Genomic DNA, 19,356 nt, shown 5'->3' on the forward strand with positions numbered 1-19,356 from the left:
GGAGTCACGCATGCTGCGGAAGGTCCTCACCCGCGCGGCCATCGCCCTGACCGCCGGCACCGCCGTCGTCGCCACGGCCGTCCCCGCCAATGCCGCGAGCTACTCGGCGTTCGCCTTCTCCCAGACCGGCAGCCAGCCCACGATCTACGACTTCATCGACTCGGCCACCAGCACGCTCGACCTGACCATGTACGAGCTGGAGGACACCACGGCCGTCAACGACCTCATAGCCCTGAAGAACAAGGGCGTCACGGTCCGCGTCATCCTCGACCGCCAGCACCAGAGCGCCAACAACTCGGCGTACACGTCCCTGAAGAACGCGGGCATAGGCGTGGTCTGGTCGTCCTCCGCCTACGTCTACACCCACCAGAAGACGATCACCGTCGACGGCACCAAGTCCCTGGTCATGACCGGCAACCTGACCTCGCAGTACTACACGACCAGCCGCGACTACGGCGTCTTCACCGACGACACTCGCGACGTCGCCGCCATCGAGAAGGTCTTCAACGCCGACTACACGGCGACCTCCGTCACCCCCACCGACGGCGACCACCTGCTGTGGTCCCCCACCGACTCCCGCAACCGCCTGGTGTCCTTCATCAACTCCGCCACCAAGACCCTCGACGTGGAAGAGCTGGAGTTCAGCGACAGCACGGTGGTCAACGCGATCGTGGCCCGCGCCAAGGCGGGCGTGAAGGTCCGCGTGGTCCTGGAGAATCCTTCCAGCTACGCCAGCGAGGTCTCCGCCGTCGAGGCGGCCGGCGGCACGGTCGTCGGCTACTCCGACCCCAACGGCTTCTACATCCACGCCAAGGCGATGGTCGCCGACTACGGCCTGTCCACCCAGGAGGTCGAGGCCGGCTCGATGAACATCAGCAGCAACTCCCTGAGCAACAACCGCGAGCTCGGCATCATCCTCACCGGCACCGGCGTGGCCCAGCCGGTCGCCCAGACGATCGAGACGACGTTCAACAGCGACTACGCGGGCGGCACGGCGGCCTGACCCGACAGCGGCCGACGGGTCACCACTTCCCCGGTCCCGCCGGCCGCTCACCCCCCGCCGAACTCAGTGAGTACCCGGTCGGCGAGCAGGCCCCGGTCGCTGTCGCGCGGCATCCGGGAGCGGAACTCCTCCAGGCGGCGGACCACGCCGAGCGGAACGTGCTCCGCTCCCGTCTCCTCCACCACTCTGCCGACCACGCGCAGCCCCCAGTACTGGTTGAAGGCCAGCGGCTCACTGGTCACCACGTCGACCAGCGCGCCCAGCAACTCCGGCTCGGGCAGCGCGTACAGGCGCGCGTAGGCCGCGAGCCGCAGCCCGGCGTCCGGGGAGCGCAGCAAAGCCTCCGCGTCGAAGTCGCGCACCCTCTGCGTCGCTCGTACCAGGCGGGCGAAGACCTGGTCCAGCCGGTGGGTCCGCGCCGGGCCCTTGGGCAGTTCGTCTCGCACCCTGCCGTACTCGGCGGCCAGTTCCCGGACCGCGTCCGAGGCGGCGGTGTCGTCGACGTCGCCGCCCTGCGGACCGTCACCGACGAGTGCCGCGTTCGCCGTCCGTTGAACTACGGCGAGCTGACGCTGCATGTCCCGGAACTCGATCCGTCCGAGGCCCGGTACGTCGATACTGCGGACCAGATCCCCGAGCCACGGCACCACCGCCACCGCCAACAGCGCGACCGTGACACCGTCGACCTTCAGCCCGGGCGCCACGACGTGCACGATGGCGGCCCCTACCCCGACGCCCGTCAGCACCACCGCCACGGCACGCCGCCGAAACCAGGCCCCAACGCCCTGGCTCCGCCCCCGATCATCCTCAGACATGCCGATCAGCATCGCAGACACGCGGAGGGTGGTCCTGCCGTACGCCTCGCAGCACTGACCGAGCGGAAAGGCGGAGTGTCCCGGTAAGGAGCACTCCGCCCGCACGTCAGGTCGTCGACCGCCGCCTACGCGCCCCCGGCCGCCGCTCGCTCGGTCGCGTCACCGGATCCCCGTTCTCCACCGCGGCAGCCCGCCTCTTCATCCCGAAGTCGGCCAGGGCCTCCGCCAGCTTGTGCACGGAAGGCTCCGGGGCCATGACGTCGACCCGCAGACCGTGTTCCTCGGCGGTCTTGGCCGTGGCCGGGCCGATGCAGGCGATGACCGTCACGTTGTGCGGCTTGCCCGCGATGCCCACCAGGTTGCGGACCGTCGACGAGGACGTGAAGAGGACCGCGTCGAAGCCGCCGCCCTTGATGGCCTCACGGGTCTCCGCCGGCGGCGGCGAGGCGCGGACGGTCCGGTAGGCCGTGACGTCGTCCACCTCCCAGCCGAGCTCGATCAGACCGGCGACGAGCGTCTCCGTGGCGATGTCGGCACGGGGGAGGAAGACACGGTCGATCGGGTCGAAGACCGGGTCGTACGGCGGCCAGTCCTCCAGCAGGCCCGCGGCCGACTGCTCACCGCTCGGCACCAGGTCCGGCTTCACGCCGAACGCGACCAGTGCCCTGGCCGTCTGCTCGCCCACCGCGGCCACCTTGATGCCCGCGAAGGCACGCGCGTCGAGGCCGTACTCCTCGAACTTCTCCCGCACCGCCTTCACCGCGTTGACCGACGTGAAGGCGATCCACTCGTAGCGGCCGGTGACCAGACCCTTGACGGCACGTTCCATCTGCTGCGGGGTGCGCGGGGGCTCCACCGCGATCGTCGGGACCTCGTGCGGCACCGCGCCGTAGGACCGCAGCTGGTCGGAGAGCGACGCCGCCTGCTCCTTCGTGCGCGGCACGAGCACCTTCCAGCCGAAGAGCGGCTTGGACTCGAACCACGACAGCTGGTCGCGCCGGGCGGCGGTGCTGCGCTCACCGACCACGGCTATGACCGGCCTGCCGCCCTCCGGCGACGGCAGCACCTTCGCCTGCTTCAGGGTCTGCGCGATCGTGCCGAGCGTCGCCGTCCAGGTGCGCTGGCGGGTCGTCGTACCGGCGATCGTGACCGACAGGGGGGTGTCGGGCTTGCGGCCCGCGGACACCAGCTCCCCGGCGGCCGCGGCCACCGCGTCCAGGGTCGTGGAGACCACGACCGTGCCGTCGGAGGCGCCCACCTCGGTCCAGCAGCGGTCCGAGGCCGTACGGGCGTCCACGAACCGGACGTCCGCGCCCTCGGCGTCCCGCAGCGGCACACCGGCGTACGCGGGGACACCGACCGCCGCCGCGACGCCCGGGACCACCTCGAAGGGGACCCCGGCGGCGGCGCAGGCGAGCATTTCCTCGGCCGCGTACGTATCAAGTCCCGGGTCCCCGGACACCGCACGGACGACCCGCCTGCCGCCCCGCGCAGCCTCCATGACAAGATGAGCGGCGTCCCGGGCAGCGCCCGGGAAAGCGGCGGTTGTTGACGTGCCGTCAACGACCGTCAGCTGGGGCGTGCCCGTGCCCGGCGGCGAGACCGAAGAGGGGTCTGCGTCCGTCTGGACCACGGAGACGCCCTGTCGGGCGTGCGTCCGGATCACGTCGAGCACCTCGTGCTCGGCGATCAGGACGTCCGCGCTCGACAGCGCCTCCACGGCGCGCAGAGTCAGCAGTCCCGGATCTCCGGGTCCGGCACCGAGGAAGGTGACGTGCCCGTGCTCAGGACCGGCGGCAGGAAGGGCGGTGGGGCTCAATGTGCTCGCTCCCCCATCAGACCGGCCGCGCCCTGGGCAAGCATCTCGGTTGCGAGGTCGCGACCGAGCGCCAGCGCTTGGTCGTGCGTCTCGGGCACGGGACCGGTGGTGGACAGCTGCACCATGCGGGTGCCGTCGGTCGTGCCGACGACGCCGCGCAGGCGCATTTCCTTGACAATCTGCCCGTCGGCCAGAAGGTCGGCCAGCGCGCCCACAGGGGCGCTGCAACCGGCCTCCAGGGCGGCGAGCAGTGACCGTTCGGCGGTCACGGCGGCCCGGGTGAACGGGTCGTCGAGCTCGCCGAGCGCCGCGATCAGGTCCGCGTTGCCCGCGGCACACTCGATCGCCAGGGCCCCCTGGCCGGGGGCGGGCAAAACCGTGTCGACCGACAGGAAGTCGGTCACCTCGTCGATCCGGCCTATCCGGTTCAGTCCGGCGGCGGCCAGCACGACCGCGTCGAGTTCGCCGTCCCGGACGTACCGGATGCGGGTGTCGACGTTGCCGCGTATCGGGACCGTCTCCACGTCCAGGCCGTGGGCGCGGGCGTACGCGTTCAGCTGCGCCATGCGGCGCGGCGCACCGGTGCCGATGCGCGCCCCGCGCGGCAGGTCCGTGAACTTCAGCGCGTCCCGGGCGACGATCACGTCCCGCGGGTCCTCGCGCACCGGTACGGCGGCGATGACCAGCTCCTCGGGCTGCGCGGTCGGCAGGTCCTTGAGCGAATGAACCGCGAAGTCGACCTCGCCCTTCAGCAGCGCGTCGCGCAGCGCCGTGACGAACACGCCGGTGCCGCCGATCTGCGCGAGGGCCTCACGGGAGACATCGCCGTAGGTGGTGATCTCGACCAGCTCGACCGGTCGCCCGGTCACCCGGCGGACGGCCTCCGCCACCTGCCCGGACTGGGCCATGGCGAGCTTGCTCCGCCTGGTTCCCAGGCGCAGTGGCCTCAGTGGGTTGTCACTCATGCCGGTCGGTCCTTCGTGTCTGTGCTGTCCCCGGCCCGGGAGACGGCTGCGACCGTCTCGGGGTCGAGGTCGAACAGGGTGCGCAGCGCGTCCGCGTACCCGGCGCCGCCGGGCTCGGCCGCGAGCTGCTTGACCCGTACGGTCGGCGCGTGCAGCAACTTGTCCACGACCCGGTGCACGGCCTGGCGGATCTCGCCGCGCTGGCGTTCGTCCAGGTCGGGCAGGCGGCCGTCGAGCCGCGCGATCTCACTGGCGACGACGTCGGCGGCCATGGTGCGCAGCGCGACCACGGTCGGCGTGATGTGCGCCGCCCGCTGTGCCGCGCCGAAGGCCGCGACCTCGTCGGAGACGATACGCCGGACCTGGTCCACATCGGCCGCCATCGGGGCGTCGGCGGAAGCCTCCGCCAGCGACTCGATGTCCACCAGCCGCACCCCGGCCAGCCGGTGCACGGCCGCGTCGATGTCGCGGGGCATGGCCAGGTCGAGGAGGAAGAAGAAGGGCGCCGGGCGCTCGGCCGGGGGCTCCGGCCTGCGCCGCTCGGGGATCCGGCCGACCGTCGCGGCGGTCGCGGCGAGCGCGGTGATCAGCTCGGCGTCCGCCTCGGGGGTACGGCGGCCGACGCGGTCGAGGGTGCTGCCCGCGGCCCAGGCCGCGTGCTGCTCGAGCGTCGCGGCGTCCATCCCGGCCACGGCGGCCTCGCCCATGAGGGAGAAGCCGGGCTGTACGGCGGCCAGGTCCAGGGGGCAGTTCTCGTCGGCGCCGGCGGCCGGCAGCGGGGCGACGGCGGCCCTCGGGGTCGTACGACCGCTGTCGGCGATCTCGGCGACGGGGGCTCCGGTGCGGCCCTCGACGGCCTGCGCGACCGCCTGCGCCGTGAGCACCAGGCCCGTCGCCCCGGTACAGGAGACGACGACGTCGGCACGTGTCAGCTCGCCCGGCACGGCGTCCATCCGTACCGCGCGGGCGGTCACCGCGTTGTCGTCCGCCTCGGTGAGTATCTGGGCCAGCCGCTCGGCGCGGTCGAAGGTGCGGTTGGCGACGACGACCTCGGCGACCCCGGCCCGCGCCAGCGTGGCGGCGGCCAGCGAGGACATCGATCCGGCGCCGATGACCAGCGCCTTCTTGCCTGGGGCCCAGTCCTCGACGGCTCCACCGAGGGCCAGCTGCTGCAGGCCGAAGGTGACCAGGGACTGCCCTGCGCGGTCGATGCCGGTCTCGGAGTGGGCGCGCTTGCCGACCCTGAGAGCCTGCTGGAACAGGTCGTTCAGCAGCCTGCCGGCGGTGTGCAGCTCCTGCGCCCTGGCCAGGGAGTCCTTGATCTGGCCGAGGATCTGCCCTTCGCCGACGACCATCGAGTCCAGGCCGCAGGCCACCGAGAACAGGTGGTGGACGGCCCGGTCCTCGTAGTGCACGTAGAGATAGGGGGTGAGCTCCTCCAGGCCGACGCCGCTGTGCTGGGCGAGCAGCGTGGACAGCTCGGCGACACCGGCGTGGAACTTGTCCACGTCGGCGTACAGCTCGATGCGGTTGCAGGTGGCGAGCACCGCGGCCTCGGTGGCCGGCTCGGCGGCGACCGTGTCCTGCAGCAGCTTGATCTGGGCGTCCGCGCTCAGCGCGGCCCGCTCCAGCACGCTGACCGGCGCGCTGCGGTGGCTCAGCCCGACGACGAGGAGACTCATGCCGGCATCACGGCGGGTACGTCCCCGTCGGGCCCCTGGTCGGTGGAAGCGTCGGCGGCCGCGCCACGGGGAGCGGTCGCGGGCAGCGCGCCGTCGCCCACCGCGGTCTCCATGGGGGTCTCCTCGCCGGCCTTGCGCTGCTCGTGGAAGGCGAGGATCTGGAGTTCGATCGACAGGTCGACCTTGCGCACGTCGACGCCGTCCGGGACGGACAGCACGGTCGGCGCGAAGTTCAGGATGGAGGTGACCCCGGCGGCCACGAGCCGGTCGCAGACCTGCTGGGCGACGCCGGCGGGGGTGGCGATCACGCCGATGGACACCCCGTTGTCCTTGATGATCTTTTCGAGGTGGTCCGTGTGCTGCACGGGGATACCGGCGACGGGCTTCCCGGCCATCGCGGGGTCGGCGTCGATCAGCGCGGCGACCCGGAAGCCACGGGAGGCGAACCCGCCGTAGCCGGCGAGGGCGGCGCCGAGGTTACCGATACCGACGATCACAACCGGCCAGTCCTGGGTCAGGCCGAGTTCACGGGAGATCTGGTAGACGAGATACTCCACGTCGTAGCCGACACCGCGCGTTCCGTAGGAGCCCAGGTACGAGAAGTCCTTGCGCAGCTTGGCGGAGTTGACCCCCGCCGCGGCCGCGAGCTCCTCGGAGGAGACCGTGGGCACCGAGCGCTCCGACAGCGCGGTCAGGGCTCGGAGGTACAGCGGAAGCCTGGCGACGGTGGCCTCGGGAATCCCTCGGCTACGGGTCGCCGGTCGGTGTGTTCGGCCAGTTGCCACGGTGCTCCTGCGGGTAGAGCGGGGCTGCAGGCGGTCATACGTCCCCAGACCGCCCCGTCGACAGCAGGCTATGTCTTTGTGAACGCGTGCACAAAGATGGTGTCCGATTTGCCCGGCAGAAGTGACCGGGGTCACGCGCCTTTCGCGCCCTCGACGGGAACCGGCGCATACGCACCGACGTTCCTTCGTTACTGGGGGCAAAATCGCACACTCTCCTCACGAATCCCGCCCCCGAGATCAGACCGCCGTCGATCCTAAGCGACTTTCCGACCTGTTTGGACTAGTCGGTCAGTGCCCGGCGCAGCCGCTCCTCGTTCACGCGCCAGAAGGTGTGCTGTTCACCGTCGATCAGTACGACCGGGATCTGCTCCCAGTACTGGTCATGCAGGGCCCGGTCCTCGGTGATGTCCTTGCGCTCCCAGGACACGCCCAGTTCTCCGCAGACCTTCTCGATCACGACCTGCGCGTCGTCGCAGAGATGGCAGCCGGGCTTGCGGATCAGCGTGACCAGCCGGTCACGGGGGTCGGTCGGGTCGGCCTTGCGCCGGAAAAGGGGACTCATACCGGCCATTCTCGCGCGTGCCGCGCACGCTTCGGATCAGGTCTTTAACGGCTCGGTCGCGGAGAGTTCACACGCATCCAACCTCTCGACCGACGGAAGCACCGAACAAACTGGCTATGCTCACGACATGGCCGCTCTCGGATGGCTCACTCCTCGTAGGCGCTCCGCCACGGCGCGCAGCGTGTTGGCAGGCGAGGCCTCGGCGGAGGCTGCCCGCAAGTCCTCGCAGGAGGCGCAGGAAACGCCGCAGGCCGCCGACAGGGAACCGGAGTTCCCCGTCATCGGCGACGACAAGGCCGCCGCCTTCTTCGACCTCGACAACACCGTCATGCAGGGCGCCGCTCTGTTCCACTTCGGCCGGGGCCTGTACAAGCGGAAGTTCTTCGAGACCCGCGACCTCGCCAAGTTCGCCTGGCAGCAGGCCTGGTTCCGGCTGGCCGGCGTCGAGGACCCCGAGCACATGCAGGACGCCCGCGACTCGGCGCTGTCGATCGTGAAGGGCCACCGGGTCGCCGAGCTCGAGTCGATCGGCGAGGAGATCTACGACGAGTACATGGCCGACCGCATCTGGCCCGGCACCCGCGCCCTGGCCCAGGCCCACCTGGACGCCGGTCAGAAGGTGTGGCTCGTCACGGCGGCCCCGGTGGAGATCGCCCAGGTGATCGCCCGCCGCCTGGGCCTCACCGGCGCGCTCGGCACCGTGGCCGAGTCGGTGGACGGCGTCTACACGGGCCGGCTGGTCGGCGAGCCGCTGCACGGTCCGGCGAAGGCGGAGGCGGTCCGCGCCCTGGCCGCGGCGGAGGGGCTCGACCTCTCCCGCTGCGCGGCCTACAGCGACAGCCACAACGACATCCCGATGCTGTGCCTCGTCGGCCACCCCTACGCCATCAACCCCGACGCCAAGCTGCGCAAGCACGCCCGCGAGAAGGACTGGCGCCTGCGGGACTACCGCACCGGGCGCAAGGCGGCGAAGGTGGGGATTCCGGCGGCGGCCGGGGTCGGCGCGGTTGCCGGTGGCACTGCGGCGGCCATTGCTTTGAGCCGACGGCGCCGATAGGTACAGGTCGGCGGCAGGGACCACCACCCTGGGGCCCGCGCCCCGTCACCGGGTGCGGGTCCGTCGCGGCCGGTCGCGCCCACGCGGCGGAGCCGCACATCGATACGCCCCGCGCCCCTTCGGGGCGCTGCCCGCCCCGGTACCCGCGCCCGGGATTATGCCGCGGCCATTTCAACACGCCCTGTACCTCACCGAAACCGGCCAGAATCCGGTCAACAAGCGATCAGACTGCGGCACTTGATATGGCGTCAATCGGCAACAGAAGCGACGCAATCGATGATTTGAGCAACTCGGTGTAGCAGTGCCTGCACGAAGCGTTATTCTCCTCAGACGCAAACCGGTACCCCTCCGTCGCCACGACGGGTGAACGGTCCCGCACTGCACGTGATGGAAGCTCTGCCTCTGGGAGTCCCGTGTACCCACACGTCGGGGTTGACGCCTCGGGCCTGGCTACGCTGCGCGCAACAGTCGCAACGGTCAAAGAGACGCTGCGCGGCCTCGTCCCCACCGCGTACGCCGTCCCCGCCTTCGCCGCCGCCGCGCCCGTAGGCCCGTGCTACGCACTGGCCGAAGGCAGCGCCGCGGTCGGCAGACGAGGGCGCTCCGCCGGCGCCGCCGCCACCGCCCGCCGCCCGGCCGCGGACAGCGACAGCGCCCGGATGATGGACCTGGTCGAGCGCGCCCAGGCCGGCGAGGCCGAGGCCTTCGGCCGGCTGTACGACCAGTACAGCGACACGGTGTACCGGTACATCTACTACCGCGTCGGCGGCCGCGCGACCGCCGAGGACCTCACGAGCGAGACCTTTCTGCGGGCCCTGCGCCGGATCGGCACCTTCACCTGGCAGGGCCGCGACTTCGGGGCCTGGCTGGTCACGATCGCCCGCAACCTCGTCGCCGACCACTTCAAGTCCAGCCGCTTCCGGCTGGAGGTCACCACCGGCGAGATGCTCGACGCCAACGAGGTCGAGCGCTCCCCGGAGGACTCCGTCCTGGAGTCCCTGTCGAACGCCGCGCTGCTGGACGCCGTGCGACGGCTCAACCCGCAGCAGCAGGAGTGTGTGACGCTCCGCTTCCTCCAGGGCCTCTCGGTCGCCGAGACGGCCCGTGTCATGGGCAAGAACGAGGGCGCCATCAAGACCCTCCAGTACCGCGCCGTACGCACGCTCGCCCGCCTGCTGCCCGACGACGCCCGCTGAACCGGGTTACTTTCGGCGACTGTCAACTCACGTTCCGTGAAAGCCGGTTGCCTTTCGGATCCGGGCGTCCGTCGTCCGTAACCCAAGTGCCGCGCCAGTCGTTGTGCGGGATACAGGCTCCCTGTGGTCACGTCTTGGCCGACCTTGATCACTCGATCGTGTGAAGTGGTCGCGGGCGTGCAACCCTCAGGACCCCCTGGGGAGTCGACCGTCATGACGAGAGGAGGTGCCGCCAGTGATCGCGAACGTATCGGCGCACCGGCGGGCGAACGCCTTCGCCCAGGCCCTGGAAGAACAGTCCGACCGGGACACGGCGGCCGAGCAGTCCGTAGGCACGGCGGGATCCCCGCCGACCGCCGAGGAACAGACCGAACGGGGCGAGTTGCTGGCCCTGGCCGCGGACCTCGACGCGCTGCCCAAGCCGCAACTCGACCCCGAGGTCAAGGTCGTGCAGCGCGCCCAGCTGGTGGCCGCGATGGAGGCCATGCTTCAGGAGGGCACGGGGGCGGCGGATGCGTCGGTACCGGAACAGCGCTCTTCGAGGTCCAGAGGCGCGCACCGGGCGAACCCGCTGGGCAAACTCCGCCCGCGTTCCCGGCTGACCAAGGGGCTCGCGGCGGGCGGGCTCAGCGTGGGCGTGGCCGCCGGAGCCTTCGGCGGAGTAGCCGCCGCCAGCTCGGACGCCCTGCCCGGTGACTCCCTGTACGGCCTCAAGCGCGGCATCGAGGACTTCAAGCTCAACTATCTGACCAACGGCGACGACCAGCGCGGCCAGACCTACCTCGACCAGGCCTCCACCCGGCTCAGCGAGGCCCGCCGGCTGATGGAGCGCGGCCGCGGCGGACACCTCGACCACGAGTCCATCAGCGAGATCCGCCGCACGCTCTCCGGCATGCGGCAGGACGTCACCGAGGGCCACCGGCTGCTCCACGAGGCCTACGAGGCCGATCCCCACTCCCTCGGCCCCATCCAGGCCCTGTCCACGTTCTCCCGCTCCCACCGGGAGGTGTGGACCGCGCTCAGCGACAAGCTGCCCGTGCAGCTCGGGGACGTCAAACAGCAGGTGTCGTCGGTGTTCGACGCCATAGACCAAGAGGTCGCCCCGCTGCAGTCCCTGCTCCCGCAGTCGCCCGCCCAGGGCGGCGACGGCAAGCGGCAGGGCTCCGGCTCGGCATCCTCCGGCTCCTCCGGGGGCCACCGGTCGACGGCGCCCAGCTCCTCCGGCAGCACCCCGTCCTCCGGCAAGCACGCACGCTCCGGCGACCCGAGCAACTCGGCCACCGGCAGCAGCGGCGTGGGCCTCATCGGCGGCGACACGGGCGGTCTGCTGGAGCCGCCGAAGACCGGCACCGGCAGCAGCGCCCCGTCCACCAGCAAGCCCCCGACGACGGCCCCCGACGTCACCCTCCCCCCGCTCCTCCCCGGCCTCCTGCCGGGCCTGGGCATCGAGGGCGAGGACACCCACTAGCGCCGCTACGGCCACGACACCGGGGGCACCCCACCCGAGCGGGGCGCCCCCGGTGTCGTACACACCCGAGACAGGGCGCCCGACAGTCACGGGCGGGTGGGTGGCAAAGGCCCTCCCACCGAGTCGGGCGGGTGGGCGAACAAGCTCAGAAGAACACCGACCGCCTCTGCACCAGCAGCTTGTACAGCGTGTGCTGGATCTGCTCCCGCACCTGATCGGTCAGGTTGAACATCAGCATCGGATCCTCCGCCGCCTCCGCCGGATACCCGTCCGTCGGAATCGGCTCCCCGAACTGGATCGTCCACTTCGTCGGCAGCGGAACCGCACCGAGCGGCCCGAGCCACGGAAACGTCGGCGTCAACGGGAAGTACGGGAAGCCCAGCAACCGCGCCAGCGTCTTCGCGTTGCCGATCATCGGGTAGATCTCCTCCGCCCCGACGATCGAGCAGGGGATGATCGGCGCCCCCTGCCGCAGCGCGGTCGACACAAACCCGCCCCGCCCGAACCGCTGCAGCTTGTACCGCTCGCTGAAAGGTTTCCCGATGCCCTTGAAGCCCTCCGGCATCACCCCGACCAGCTCACCCTGAGCCAGCAGCCGCTCGGCGTCCTCCGCACAGGCCAGGGTGTGCCCCAGCTTGCGGGCCAGCTCGTTGACCACCGGCAGCACGAACACCAAGTCGGCCGCCAGCAGCCGTAGATGACGATCGGCCGGATGGTGGTCGTGCACGGCGACCTGCATCATCAGCCCGTCCAGCGGCAGCGTCCCGGAGTGGTTGGCGACGATCAGCGCCCCGCCCTTCGCCGGGACGTTCTCGATGCCCTTCACCTCGACCCGGAAGTACTTCTCGTACACCGGCCGCAGCAGCGACATCAGGACCTGGTCGGTCAGCTCCTCGTCGTAACCGAAGTCGTCGACGTCGTAGTCCCCGGTCAGCCGGCGCCGCAGAAAGGCCAGCCCGGCCGCCACACGCCGCTCCAGGCCGCCGCCCTGACCGCCGGCACCCGGCGCCCGCTCCGGCGGCGCCTCCCGCTTCTCCTCACGGCTCACAGGCCCATCCTCCCGTGCCCGGCCGCGACCCGGCAGTGGCTGGACCTCACCCATCTCCCCGGCCCCGGCCTCGGTGAGGGCGCCCCGCCGGCTGCCCGTGCCGCGGCGCCGCGCCGGGCGCTGTGCGGCGCTCCCGCGGGACCGGTCGTCGTCGAACGGAATGACCTTGGCGTCCGCCATCGTTGCCGCTCTCCTCAGTTGGTGCTGTCGGCGCTGTGCGTCGTGGGCCGGCCGCCGCCCCTGACGGCCAGCGCGGCGATCCGGTCGACGGCCCCCGCGAGGGCCTCCGGCGGCACCAGTCCCGGGCCCTGGCCGCGCGCGAAGTCCGCGAACGTCTCCGCCGTCGTGTACCTGGGCGTGAAGCCCAGCGTCTCGCGCATCTGGACCGTGTCGACCACCCGCCCGTGCGTGAGCAGCCGGATCTGTTCCGGCGAGAAGTCCGTCATACCGAGCGTACGCACCAGCGAACCCGCCCAGGTGACCGCCGGCAGCAGCAACGGCACGGTCGGCCGCCCGAGCCGCCGCGAGCACTGCGAGAGCAGCAGCACGCCGTCGCCCGCGATGTTGAAGGTCCCGCTGTTGAGGGTGCCCCGGCGCGGCTCGTGCGAGGCGATCCTGAGCACCTCGACGACATCGTCCTCGTGCACGAACTGCAGCCGCGGGTCGTAGCCGAACACGGTCGGCAGGACGGGCAGAGCGAAGTAGGAGGCGAGCGGGGTCTCGGCGGTCGGCCCGAGGATGTTGGCGAACCGCAGCACGCACACGGCGACGTCCGGCCGCCGCCGGGCGAACCCGCGCACATACCCCTCGACCTCGACGGCGTCCTTCGCGAACCCGCCGCTCGGCAGCGACTTGGGCGGGGTCGTCTCGGTGAACACGGCCGGATCCCGCGGCGCGGACCCGTACACGTTGGTACTGGACTTCACCACCAGCCGCTTCACGGTCGGCGACTTCTGGCAGGCGCCGAGCAGCTGCATGGTGCCGATGACGTTGGTCTCCTTGACCGTGGCCCGGTTGCCGCTGCCCAGCGCCGTACCGGTCACATCCATGTGGACGACCGTGTCGGCGCCCGTCTCCGCCAGCACCCGCGCGATGGTCGGGTGCCGGATGTCGGCCTGGATGAAGTCCGCGCCGCCGAGATGGTGCGCCGGTGGCACCGCGTCCACGGCGATCACCCGGTCGACCTCCGGATCCCGCTGGATCCGCCGTACGAACCGGCCGCCCAGTTGCCGGGCCACTCCGGTGACGAGCACGACCTTCCCCAAGATCAGCGCCTTCCCTCGTACGTGATGCGTATGGCCAACCTAGCGGGTCGATGTTGCGCTGTGATGACTGCCCGATGCATGAAGTGACGGAAATTCACTCAACGGAACTTCCGGGTTCCCCGGGCGTCCCTGGTTCCCCACATATGCCTGTGGCCCCCCACCAATGCTGATGGGAGGCCACGGACCACGCTGACACGCTCTCGCGCGTCGCCTACTTCTTGTTGCGACGCTGAACGCGCGTGCGCTTGAGCAGCTTGCGGTGCTTCTTCTTGGCCATCCGCTTGCGCCGCTTCTTGATAACAGAGCCCACGACTACCCTCGCTCACTTCTCATCACTCGGTTGTTTGGGCGCCATGGGCCCACACGACCTACGAGGGGCTAGCCTACCCAACCGAGCGCCAAGGTCGTAATCGAGGGGGGTACCCGGGGTCACCCCCGGGTCACCCTCGGGTTGCCGTCAGGCCGTCTCCACCCCCACATAGCTGTCACGGAGGTACTCGTGTACCGCTTGCTCCGGGACACGGAACGACCGCCCGACCCGGATCGCGGGCAGATGACCGCTGTGCACCAGGCGGTACACGGTCATCTTCGACACTCGCATCACCGAGGCGACCTCCGCCACGGTAAGGAACACGACCTCGTTCAGAGGCCTCTCGTCAGCTGCAGCCATGACACACCTGAACCTTCCGCACTCGACGGCCACCGGCTTCCCCTTCCGGTGACTCTTCGTCGTTGCGTGCTCACTCCCCAATGTAGGGGCGGGTGATGCAAGTGGGGAAGAGGTGCACCCATCGCAGGCCTACTGTGACAGACACGCTCGTTTGAGTACGTAGCGGGTGAGTGGCCGGTAGTACTCAGACCGCACGCCGTCATCAACCGGAACGACGACGGACACGCGCCCCTCCGCCTCCCCCACGAACAGCGCCGGATCGTCGGTGTCGGCCAGCCCGATGGCCTCGAAGCCCAGCTGACCAGCGCCGCAGACCCACCCGTGATCCCCCACGACCAACTCGGGCAGCGGCCCGCCGCCCTCCGCCGCGGCCTCCAGCACGACCCGAACCGGCAGCGGCGAATGACTGTGCACGCCGGGCTCACAACCGGGGCGCCCATCGTCGGTTTCCCGCACCAACCCGACTCCTCGTGCGTAGTCCAGTGCACACGTACGTAGACCGAACCGGGTCAATATGTCGATACGGCGACCCTGCGCGGGGGTGAGCACGTCACACCCCGCCGCCGAGAGGGCGTCCGCCAAGCCGGCGTAGAACCCGAGCAGCCGCTGCGGGTGCCCGGTCCCGAACAACACGGGCGCGCCGCGCCTGGCCACCTCCCGGATCCGGCCCGCAAAGGCGTCCAACCCGGCCAGCGTCCGCTCCGGATCGATCACATCCGGTCCCGAAGTGTGCCGAGGATCGCCCGACACCCCGCACTTCTCCGCCATCAGCTCCAGCAACTCCGGCTGCCCCCAGGCCCCTTCGGGATCAATCCCGATCAGCACCCGAGGATCCCGGGCCGCGAACAGCCGATAACTGCGCAGACTGTCCTCCCGAGAGGTCCCCACCACCCCGGCAAGCCGAACAGCCACCAGATGCGCACGCAGAGCTCCGCTGGTCGACATGGGTGCGATGGTGACGCACCGGGGACAGGCACGGGAGGAAATCCGCTGGAATGCCCACGGTTGGCGTAAACGACGCTTGGCTGCGGCCGGCCGGGCCGGTTCAGGGAAGAAGCCCCCGCAGCGGAAACACCGCCCGACGAGTGGCCCGTACCGCCTGATCCAGGCGGTCCGCGGGGTCGTAACCCGACTCCCACGACGCCCAACTCACCGGCCACCGCCCATCGGTCATCCGCTGCGGCGCCAACTGCCGGGTCCGGGCGAAGACCTCCTGCCGCCACCCCTCCGGAATCACCGTCTCCGGAGCGATCGGCCTCCCCGCCGCGATCCCCACCAGATGCGTCCACGACCGCGGCACGACGTCCACCACCGCGTACCCCCCGCCCCCCAGCGCCACCCACTTCCCCCCGGCGTACTCGTGCGCCAGCTCATGACACGCCACCTGCACGGCCCGCTGCGCGTCCAGCGACACGGCCAGATGCGCGAGCGGATCCTCGAAGTGCGTGTCCGCCCCGTGCTGCGTCACCAGCACCTGCGGCCGGAACTCCGCCAGCAACTCCGGCACCACCGCGTGAAACGCCCGCACCCACCCCGCGTCGCCCGTCCCCGCCGGCAGCGCCACGTTCACGGCGGAACCCTCCGCGGAGTCCGCCCCGGTCTCCTCCGGCCACCCGGTCTGCGGGAACAACGTACGCGGGTGCTCGTGCAGCGAGATCGTCAGAACGCGCGGGTCCTCCCAGAACGCCGCCTGCACCCCGTCTCCGTGATGCACGTCGACATCCACGTACGCGACCCGCTCGGCCCCCAGCTCCAGCAACCGGGCGATGGCCAGCGACGCGTCGTTGTACACGCAGAACCCCGACGCACCGCCGGGCATCGCGTGATGCAGCCCGCCCGCGAAGTTCACTGCGTGATCGGCGTCCCCCCGCCACACCGCCTCCGCCGCCCCCACCGACTGCCCGGCGATCAGCGCGGACACCTCGTGCATCCCCGCGAACGCCGGATCATCGAGGGTCCCGAGCCCGTACGACAGGTCCGCCGCCGCCGGATCGGCCGACGCGGCCTTCACGGCGTCGATGTAGTCCTCACGATGGACCAGCCGCAGCGTCGACTCCCCGGCCGGCTTGGCCGCGACGACCTCCATCTCCCGGTCGAGCCCGAAGGCACCCACCAGCTTCCGGGTCAGTGCCAGCCGGACCGGATCCATCGGATGGTCCGGGCCGAAGTCATAGCCCGTTACTGCCTCGTCCCACATCAGCTGTGCGCGGCCGCTCATGCCCGCCACCGTATCGGTCCGGTTGAGCGGTGAACGACCTGGCGTACACCAACGTCACCAGCACCAACACCATCGGCACGAGCATGGCGCCCCGATAGCTCCACGCATCGCCCAGCGCCCCCACCAACGGCGAACCGACCAGAAAACCGACGTAATTGAAAATGTTCAGCCTCGCGACGGCCGCATCCGAAGATCCCGGGAACAGCCGCCCCGCCGCCGCGAACGTCTGCGGCACCAGCACGCACAAGCCCAGACCCAGCAGCGTGAACCCGAGCATCCCGACCCACGCCCCGGGCGCCGAGGCCACCACCGCGAACCCGCCGGCCGCCACCAGCGTCCCGAGCCGTACGACCGCCGCCGCCCCGAACCGCCGCACCCCGAAGTCCCCGATGGCCCGCCCCAGCAGCGTCGTCACCATGTACACGTTGTACGGCACCGTCGCCAGCTGCTCCGAGCTGCCCAGCACGTCCTTCAGATACTTCGCGCTCCAGTTGGAGACGGTCGAGTCCCCGATGTAGGCGAAGGTCATCACCAGACACAGCGGCAGCAGCAGCTTGAAGACGACACCCCCACCCTGGGTGCCCCGCTCCTCCACAGGCGTCGCGTCCCCGTCGACGTACCACCGGCTCCCCACCAGGGTGGCCGGCAGCAGCACGGCCACCGCCGGCAGGTACGACACCCACAGCGCGAGATGCCAGTGCGCCCCGACCCAGGCCAGCGAGGCACCCAGGATCCCGCCCAGGCTGTACGCGGCATGGAAGCTGAGCATGATGCTGCGCCCGTACGACCGCTGCAGGCTGACCCCGAGCATGTTCATGGAGGCGTCCAGCGCGCCCACGGCCAGCCCGAACGCGCCCAGCGCCACCGCCAGCTCCGCGAGCTGCCCGCCCGCCCCGGCGCCGAGCAGCGCCAGCAGTACGACCGGCTGGGACCAGCGCAGCAGCCGGCTCGGCCGTATGCGCTTCACCAGCTGCTCGGTGGTCACACTGCCGACACCGGCGAGGATCGGCACGGCGGCCAGGAAGACCGGCAGCAGCGCGTCGGAGACGCCGTACCGGTCCTGGATGGCCGGGATCCGCGTCACCAGGAGGGCGAAGGTGGCGCCCTGGGCGAAGAAGCTGAACGCCAGCGAGGCCCTACCGCGCCGCAGCACATCAGTCATGGCGGCGAGCGTAGGGCCCCGGGCTACCTGTGGGTAGATCCAGCCAAAGATGAATTTCCCTCAGCTTTACTTCTCGGTCCGCTCAGGCGGCGACGGCGACCTCCGGCCGAACGGCCTGGCCGACCTGGCCGGCCTCCACCTCGGCAGCGAGCATCTTCTCCATCGGCGAGACGGCCAGCCCGCCACTGACGATGAACGCGATCGCCATGGCGACGATGAGGAAGACGGTGCCGAGCCACACCATCGTGTCCACGGGAATGGTGTACGCACCCACGATCCGCGCGATGCACTCGGCGAGCAGCGTCAGACCCCAGACGGCGGAGAACGCCTTCTCCCTGCGTCGGAAGTCCACCGACCGGGCCGAGGCCCCGGAGACCAGCCGCTGCCAGGCCGCTTCCTTCCCCGTCTCGCCCTTGACCAGGAAGGGCTTCATACCGGCGGTCATCATCGGCTTCCCCAACCACACGGAGACCAGGATCCCGATGCCGACCGTGCTGCTGACCGCGCTGTCCTTGGCGAGCATCAACCGCGGGTCGCCGGAGACGAAGCTGAGTACCAGGCCCACGACGTTCACGACCAGGATGAGCAGCGCGAGACCATTGGCCGCCCGCTCCTTGACCAGGCCCCACACGGTCCGCACCGCGGGCACCACGCTGCTCCAGGCGAGAGCGGCGAAGGTGCTCATCCCGAAGGCGTCCTTGAACAGGTAGTACGAGCCGAGCGGCATCGCCACATCCAGCACCAGCGGCCGGAAGTTGTCGATTGCCGTGTTCCCCGTGTTCTTCGTCATGCCCTCAGCTTCGCCGCCGGGCAGGGTCCGCCAGTAGAAACGATCGTCCGGACGTCCGCATGACAATTGTCAGGCACCGGCCGATGGCTTCCGTCAAACCAGCAGGTCAGCCAACTCGCCCATGGAGGCGAAGAGTTGGTCGGCGGCCGCCAGCTTCGCCGCCGGCGTCATCGCGGTGAACCCGTAGACGGTCATCCCGGCCGCCACGGCCGCCTGCACGCCAAGCGGGGAATCCTCCACGACCAGGCACCGCTCCGGCGCCACCCCCATCCGCTCCGCGGCGTACAGGAAGAGATCGGGCGCCGGCTTGCCACGCCCCACGTCCTCGGAGCTGAAGATCCGCTCCTCCGCGAACCACCGGTCGAGCCCGGTCGTACGGTGCCCGACCCGGATCCGCGCATGACTCCCCGAGGAGGCCACACAGTACGGCACCCCGTCCGCGGCCAGCTTCTCCAGTACGCCGGCGACACCGGCCACGGGCTGCAACTCGCGCTCGAACGCGGCGAAGACGCGCGCGTGGAAGACGTCGTCGAAGTCGTCCGGCAGCCGCTGCCCGGTCCGCTCCAGCACGAGTTCATGGATCCGGTGCATCGCCGAGCCCATGTAGTCCCGTATGGAGTCCTCGTACGACGTCGGGTGCCCCAACTCGGTCAGATAGGCGGCCAGATGCCGGTTGGAGATGGGCTCGCTGTCGACGAGCACTCCGTCGTTGTCGAAGATGACGAGGTCATAGCGCATGGAGCAACCCTAAACGCGGAAAGGCCCACGCCGGACGGCGTGGGCCTTTCTCAAGAATTGTTCGGCGGCGTCCTACTCTCCCACAGGGTCCCCCCTGCAGTACCATCGGCGCT

At 70.6% G+C, this 19,356-nt stretch carries 19 protein-coding genes; 4 read left to right on the plus strand and 15 right to left on the minus strand.

Annotated features, from left to right (window positions below):
• The first annotated feature begins 10 nt into the window (after nt 1-10).
• On the plus strand, nt 11-1,003 hold the full coding sequence (locus ACFYZB_RS30590) for a phospholipase D-like domain-containing protein (RefSeq protein WP_388764106.1): 993 nt from the start codon (nt 11-13) through the stop codon (nt 1,001-1,003).
• 47 nt (nt 1,004-1,050) lie between these two features.
• Here ACFYZB_RS30590 and ACFYZB_RS30595 read toward each other — a convergent pair whose 3' ends face one another.
• From ACFYZB_RS30595 to ACFYZB_RS30620, 6 genes are all read right to left on the minus strand, one after another.
• A complete protein-coding gene (locus ACFYZB_RS30595; protein WP_388764108.1) occupies nt 1,051-1,818 on the minus strand; it encodes a hypothetical protein in 768 nt (255 codons plus the stop codon).
• A gap of 106 nt (nt 1,819-1,924) precedes the next feature.
• Nucleotides 1,925-3,637 (minus strand): uroporphyrinogen-III synthase, encoded by a 1,713-nt coding sequence (locus ACFYZB_RS30600; RefSeq protein WP_388764110.1) that lies wholly within the window; start codon nt 3,635-3,637, stop codon nt 1,925-1,927.
• Nucleotides 3,634-4,602 carry a hydroxymethylbilane synthase gene (hemC, locus tag ACFYZB_RS30605; protein ID WP_388764112.1) on the minus strand — a complete coding sequence of 323 codons (969 nt, stop codon included), beginning with the start codon at nt 4,600-4,602 and terminating at the stop codon, nt 3,634-3,636. The genes ACFYZB_RS30600 and hemC overlap by 4 nt, the downstream gene beginning before the upstream one ends.
• Complete coding sequence (locus ACFYZB_RS30610; protein WP_388764113.1) at nt 4,599-6,284, minus strand: glutamyl-tRNA reductase; 1,686 nt, start codon at nt 6,282-6,284, stop codon at nt 4,599-4,601. The genes hemC and ACFYZB_RS30610 overlap by 4 nt, the downstream gene beginning before the upstream one ends.
• A complete protein-coding gene (locus ACFYZB_RS30615; RefSeq protein WP_388764115.1) occupies nt 6,281-7,069 on the minus strand; it encodes a redox-sensing transcriptional repressor Rex in 789 nt (262 codons plus the stop codon). Before ACFYZB_RS30615 ends, ACFYZB_RS30610 begins: the two co-directional genes overlap by 4 nt.
• Nucleotides 7,070-7,349: 280 nt before the next feature.
• Nucleotides 7,350-7,631, minus strand: a complete 282-nt coding sequence (locus ACFYZB_RS30620) for a glutaredoxin family protein (protein WP_351211428.1) — start codon at nt 7,629-7,631, stop codon at nt 7,350-7,352.
• A gap of 127 nt (nt 7,632-7,758) precedes the next feature.
• Between ACFYZB_RS30620 and ACFYZB_RS30625 the strand changes: the two genes are divergently transcribed.
• The 3 genes from ACFYZB_RS30625 to ACFYZB_RS30635 all read left to right on the plus strand — a co-directional run bounded on the left by ACFYZB_RS30625 (nt 7,759) and on the right by ACFYZB_RS30635 (nt 11,352).
• The gene (locus tag ACFYZB_RS30625) at nt 7,759-8,688 is read left to right on the plus strand and encodes an HAD-IB family hydrolase (RefSeq protein ID WP_351211430.1); all 930 of its coding nucleotides are present in this window, start codon (nt 7,759-7,761) and stop codon (nt 8,686-8,688) included.
• A gap of 413 nt (nt 8,689-9,101) precedes the next feature.
• Complete coding sequence (locus tag ACFYZB_RS30630; protein ID WP_388764118.1) at nt 9,102-9,884, plus strand: ECF subfamily RNA polymerase sigma factor, BldN family; 783 nt, start codon at nt 9,102-9,104, stop codon at nt 9,882-9,884.
• Nucleotides 9,885-10,119: 235 nt separating this feature from the next.
• Entirely contained in the window at nt 10,120-11,352 is a 1,233-nt protein-coding gene (locus ACFYZB_RS30635; RefSeq protein WP_388764119.1) for a DUF5667 domain-containing protein, read from the plus strand.
• A gap of 145 nt (nt 11,353-11,497) precedes the next feature.
• On the opposite strand, the gene ACFYZB_RS30640 is transcribed toward ACFYZB_RS30635, so the two are convergent.
• The 9 genes from ACFYZB_RS30640 to ACFYZB_RS30680 form a co-directional block, all read right to left on the minus strand.
• Nucleotides 11,498-12,580, minus strand: a complete 1,083-nt coding sequence (locus tag ACFYZB_RS30640) for a lysophospholipid acyltransferase family protein (RefSeq protein WP_388764120.1) — start codon at nt 12,578-12,580, stop codon at nt 11,498-11,500.
• Nucleotides 12,581-12,594: 14 nt separating this feature from the next.
• Nucleotides 12,595-13,665 carry an NAD-dependent epimerase/dehydratase family protein gene (locus ACFYZB_RS30645; protein ID WP_388764122.1) on the minus strand — a complete coding sequence of 357 codons (1,071 nt, stop codon included), beginning with the start codon at nt 13,663-13,665 and terminating at the stop codon, nt 12,595-12,597.
• A gap of 211 nt (nt 13,666-13,876) precedes the next feature.
• Nucleotides 13,877-13,975, minus strand: coding sequence for a 30S ribosomal protein bS22 (locus tag ACFYZB_RS30650; RefSeq protein ID WP_003948845.1), 99 nt, complete (start codon nt 13,973-13,975; stop codon nt 13,877-13,879).
• 147 nt (nt 13,976-14,122) lie between these two features.
• The gene (locus ACFYZB_RS30655; protein ID WP_159045602.1) at nt 14,123-14,335 is read right to left on the minus strand and encodes a helix-turn-helix domain-containing protein; all 213 of its coding nucleotides are present in this window, start codon (nt 14,333-14,335) and stop codon (nt 14,123-14,125) included.
• 129 nt (nt 14,336-14,464) lie between these two features.
• Nucleotides 14,465-15,280: a phosphatase gene (locus tag ACFYZB_RS30660; protein WP_388764124.1), complete on the minus strand. Its 816-nt coding sequence runs from the start codon at nt 15,278-15,280 to the stop codon at nt 14,465-14,467.
• A gap of 100 nt (nt 15,281-15,380) precedes the next feature.
• Entirely contained in the window at nt 15,381-16,553 is a 1,173-nt protein-coding gene (locus ACFYZB_RS30665; RefSeq protein WP_388764126.1) for an acetoin utilization protein AcuC, read from the minus strand.
• On the minus strand, nt 16,504-17,715 hold the full coding sequence (locus ACFYZB_RS30670; protein WP_388764128.1) for an MFS transporter: 1,212 nt from the start codon (nt 17,713-17,715) through the stop codon (nt 16,504-16,506). The genes ACFYZB_RS30665 and ACFYZB_RS30670 overlap by 50 nt, the downstream gene beginning before the upstream one ends.
• A gap of 82 nt (nt 17,716-17,797) precedes the next feature.
• Nucleotides 17,798-18,505 (minus strand): VC0807 family protein, encoded by a 708-nt coding sequence (locus tag ACFYZB_RS30675; protein WP_388764129.1) that lies wholly within the window; start codon nt 18,503-18,505, stop codon nt 17,798-17,800.
• A 93-nt stretch (nt 18,506-18,598) separates the two neighbouring features.
• Entirely contained in the window at nt 18,599-19,243 is a 645-nt protein-coding gene (locus ACFYZB_RS30680) for an HAD family hydrolase (protein WP_388764131.1), read from the minus strand.
• Nucleotides 19,244-19,356 lie beyond the last annotated feature (113 nt).

The sequence above is a fragment of the Streptomyces sp. NPDC001852 genome (assembly GCF_042891825.1).
Lineage (GTDB): Bacteria > Actinomycetota > Actinomycetes > Streptomycetales > Streptomycetaceae > Streptomyces.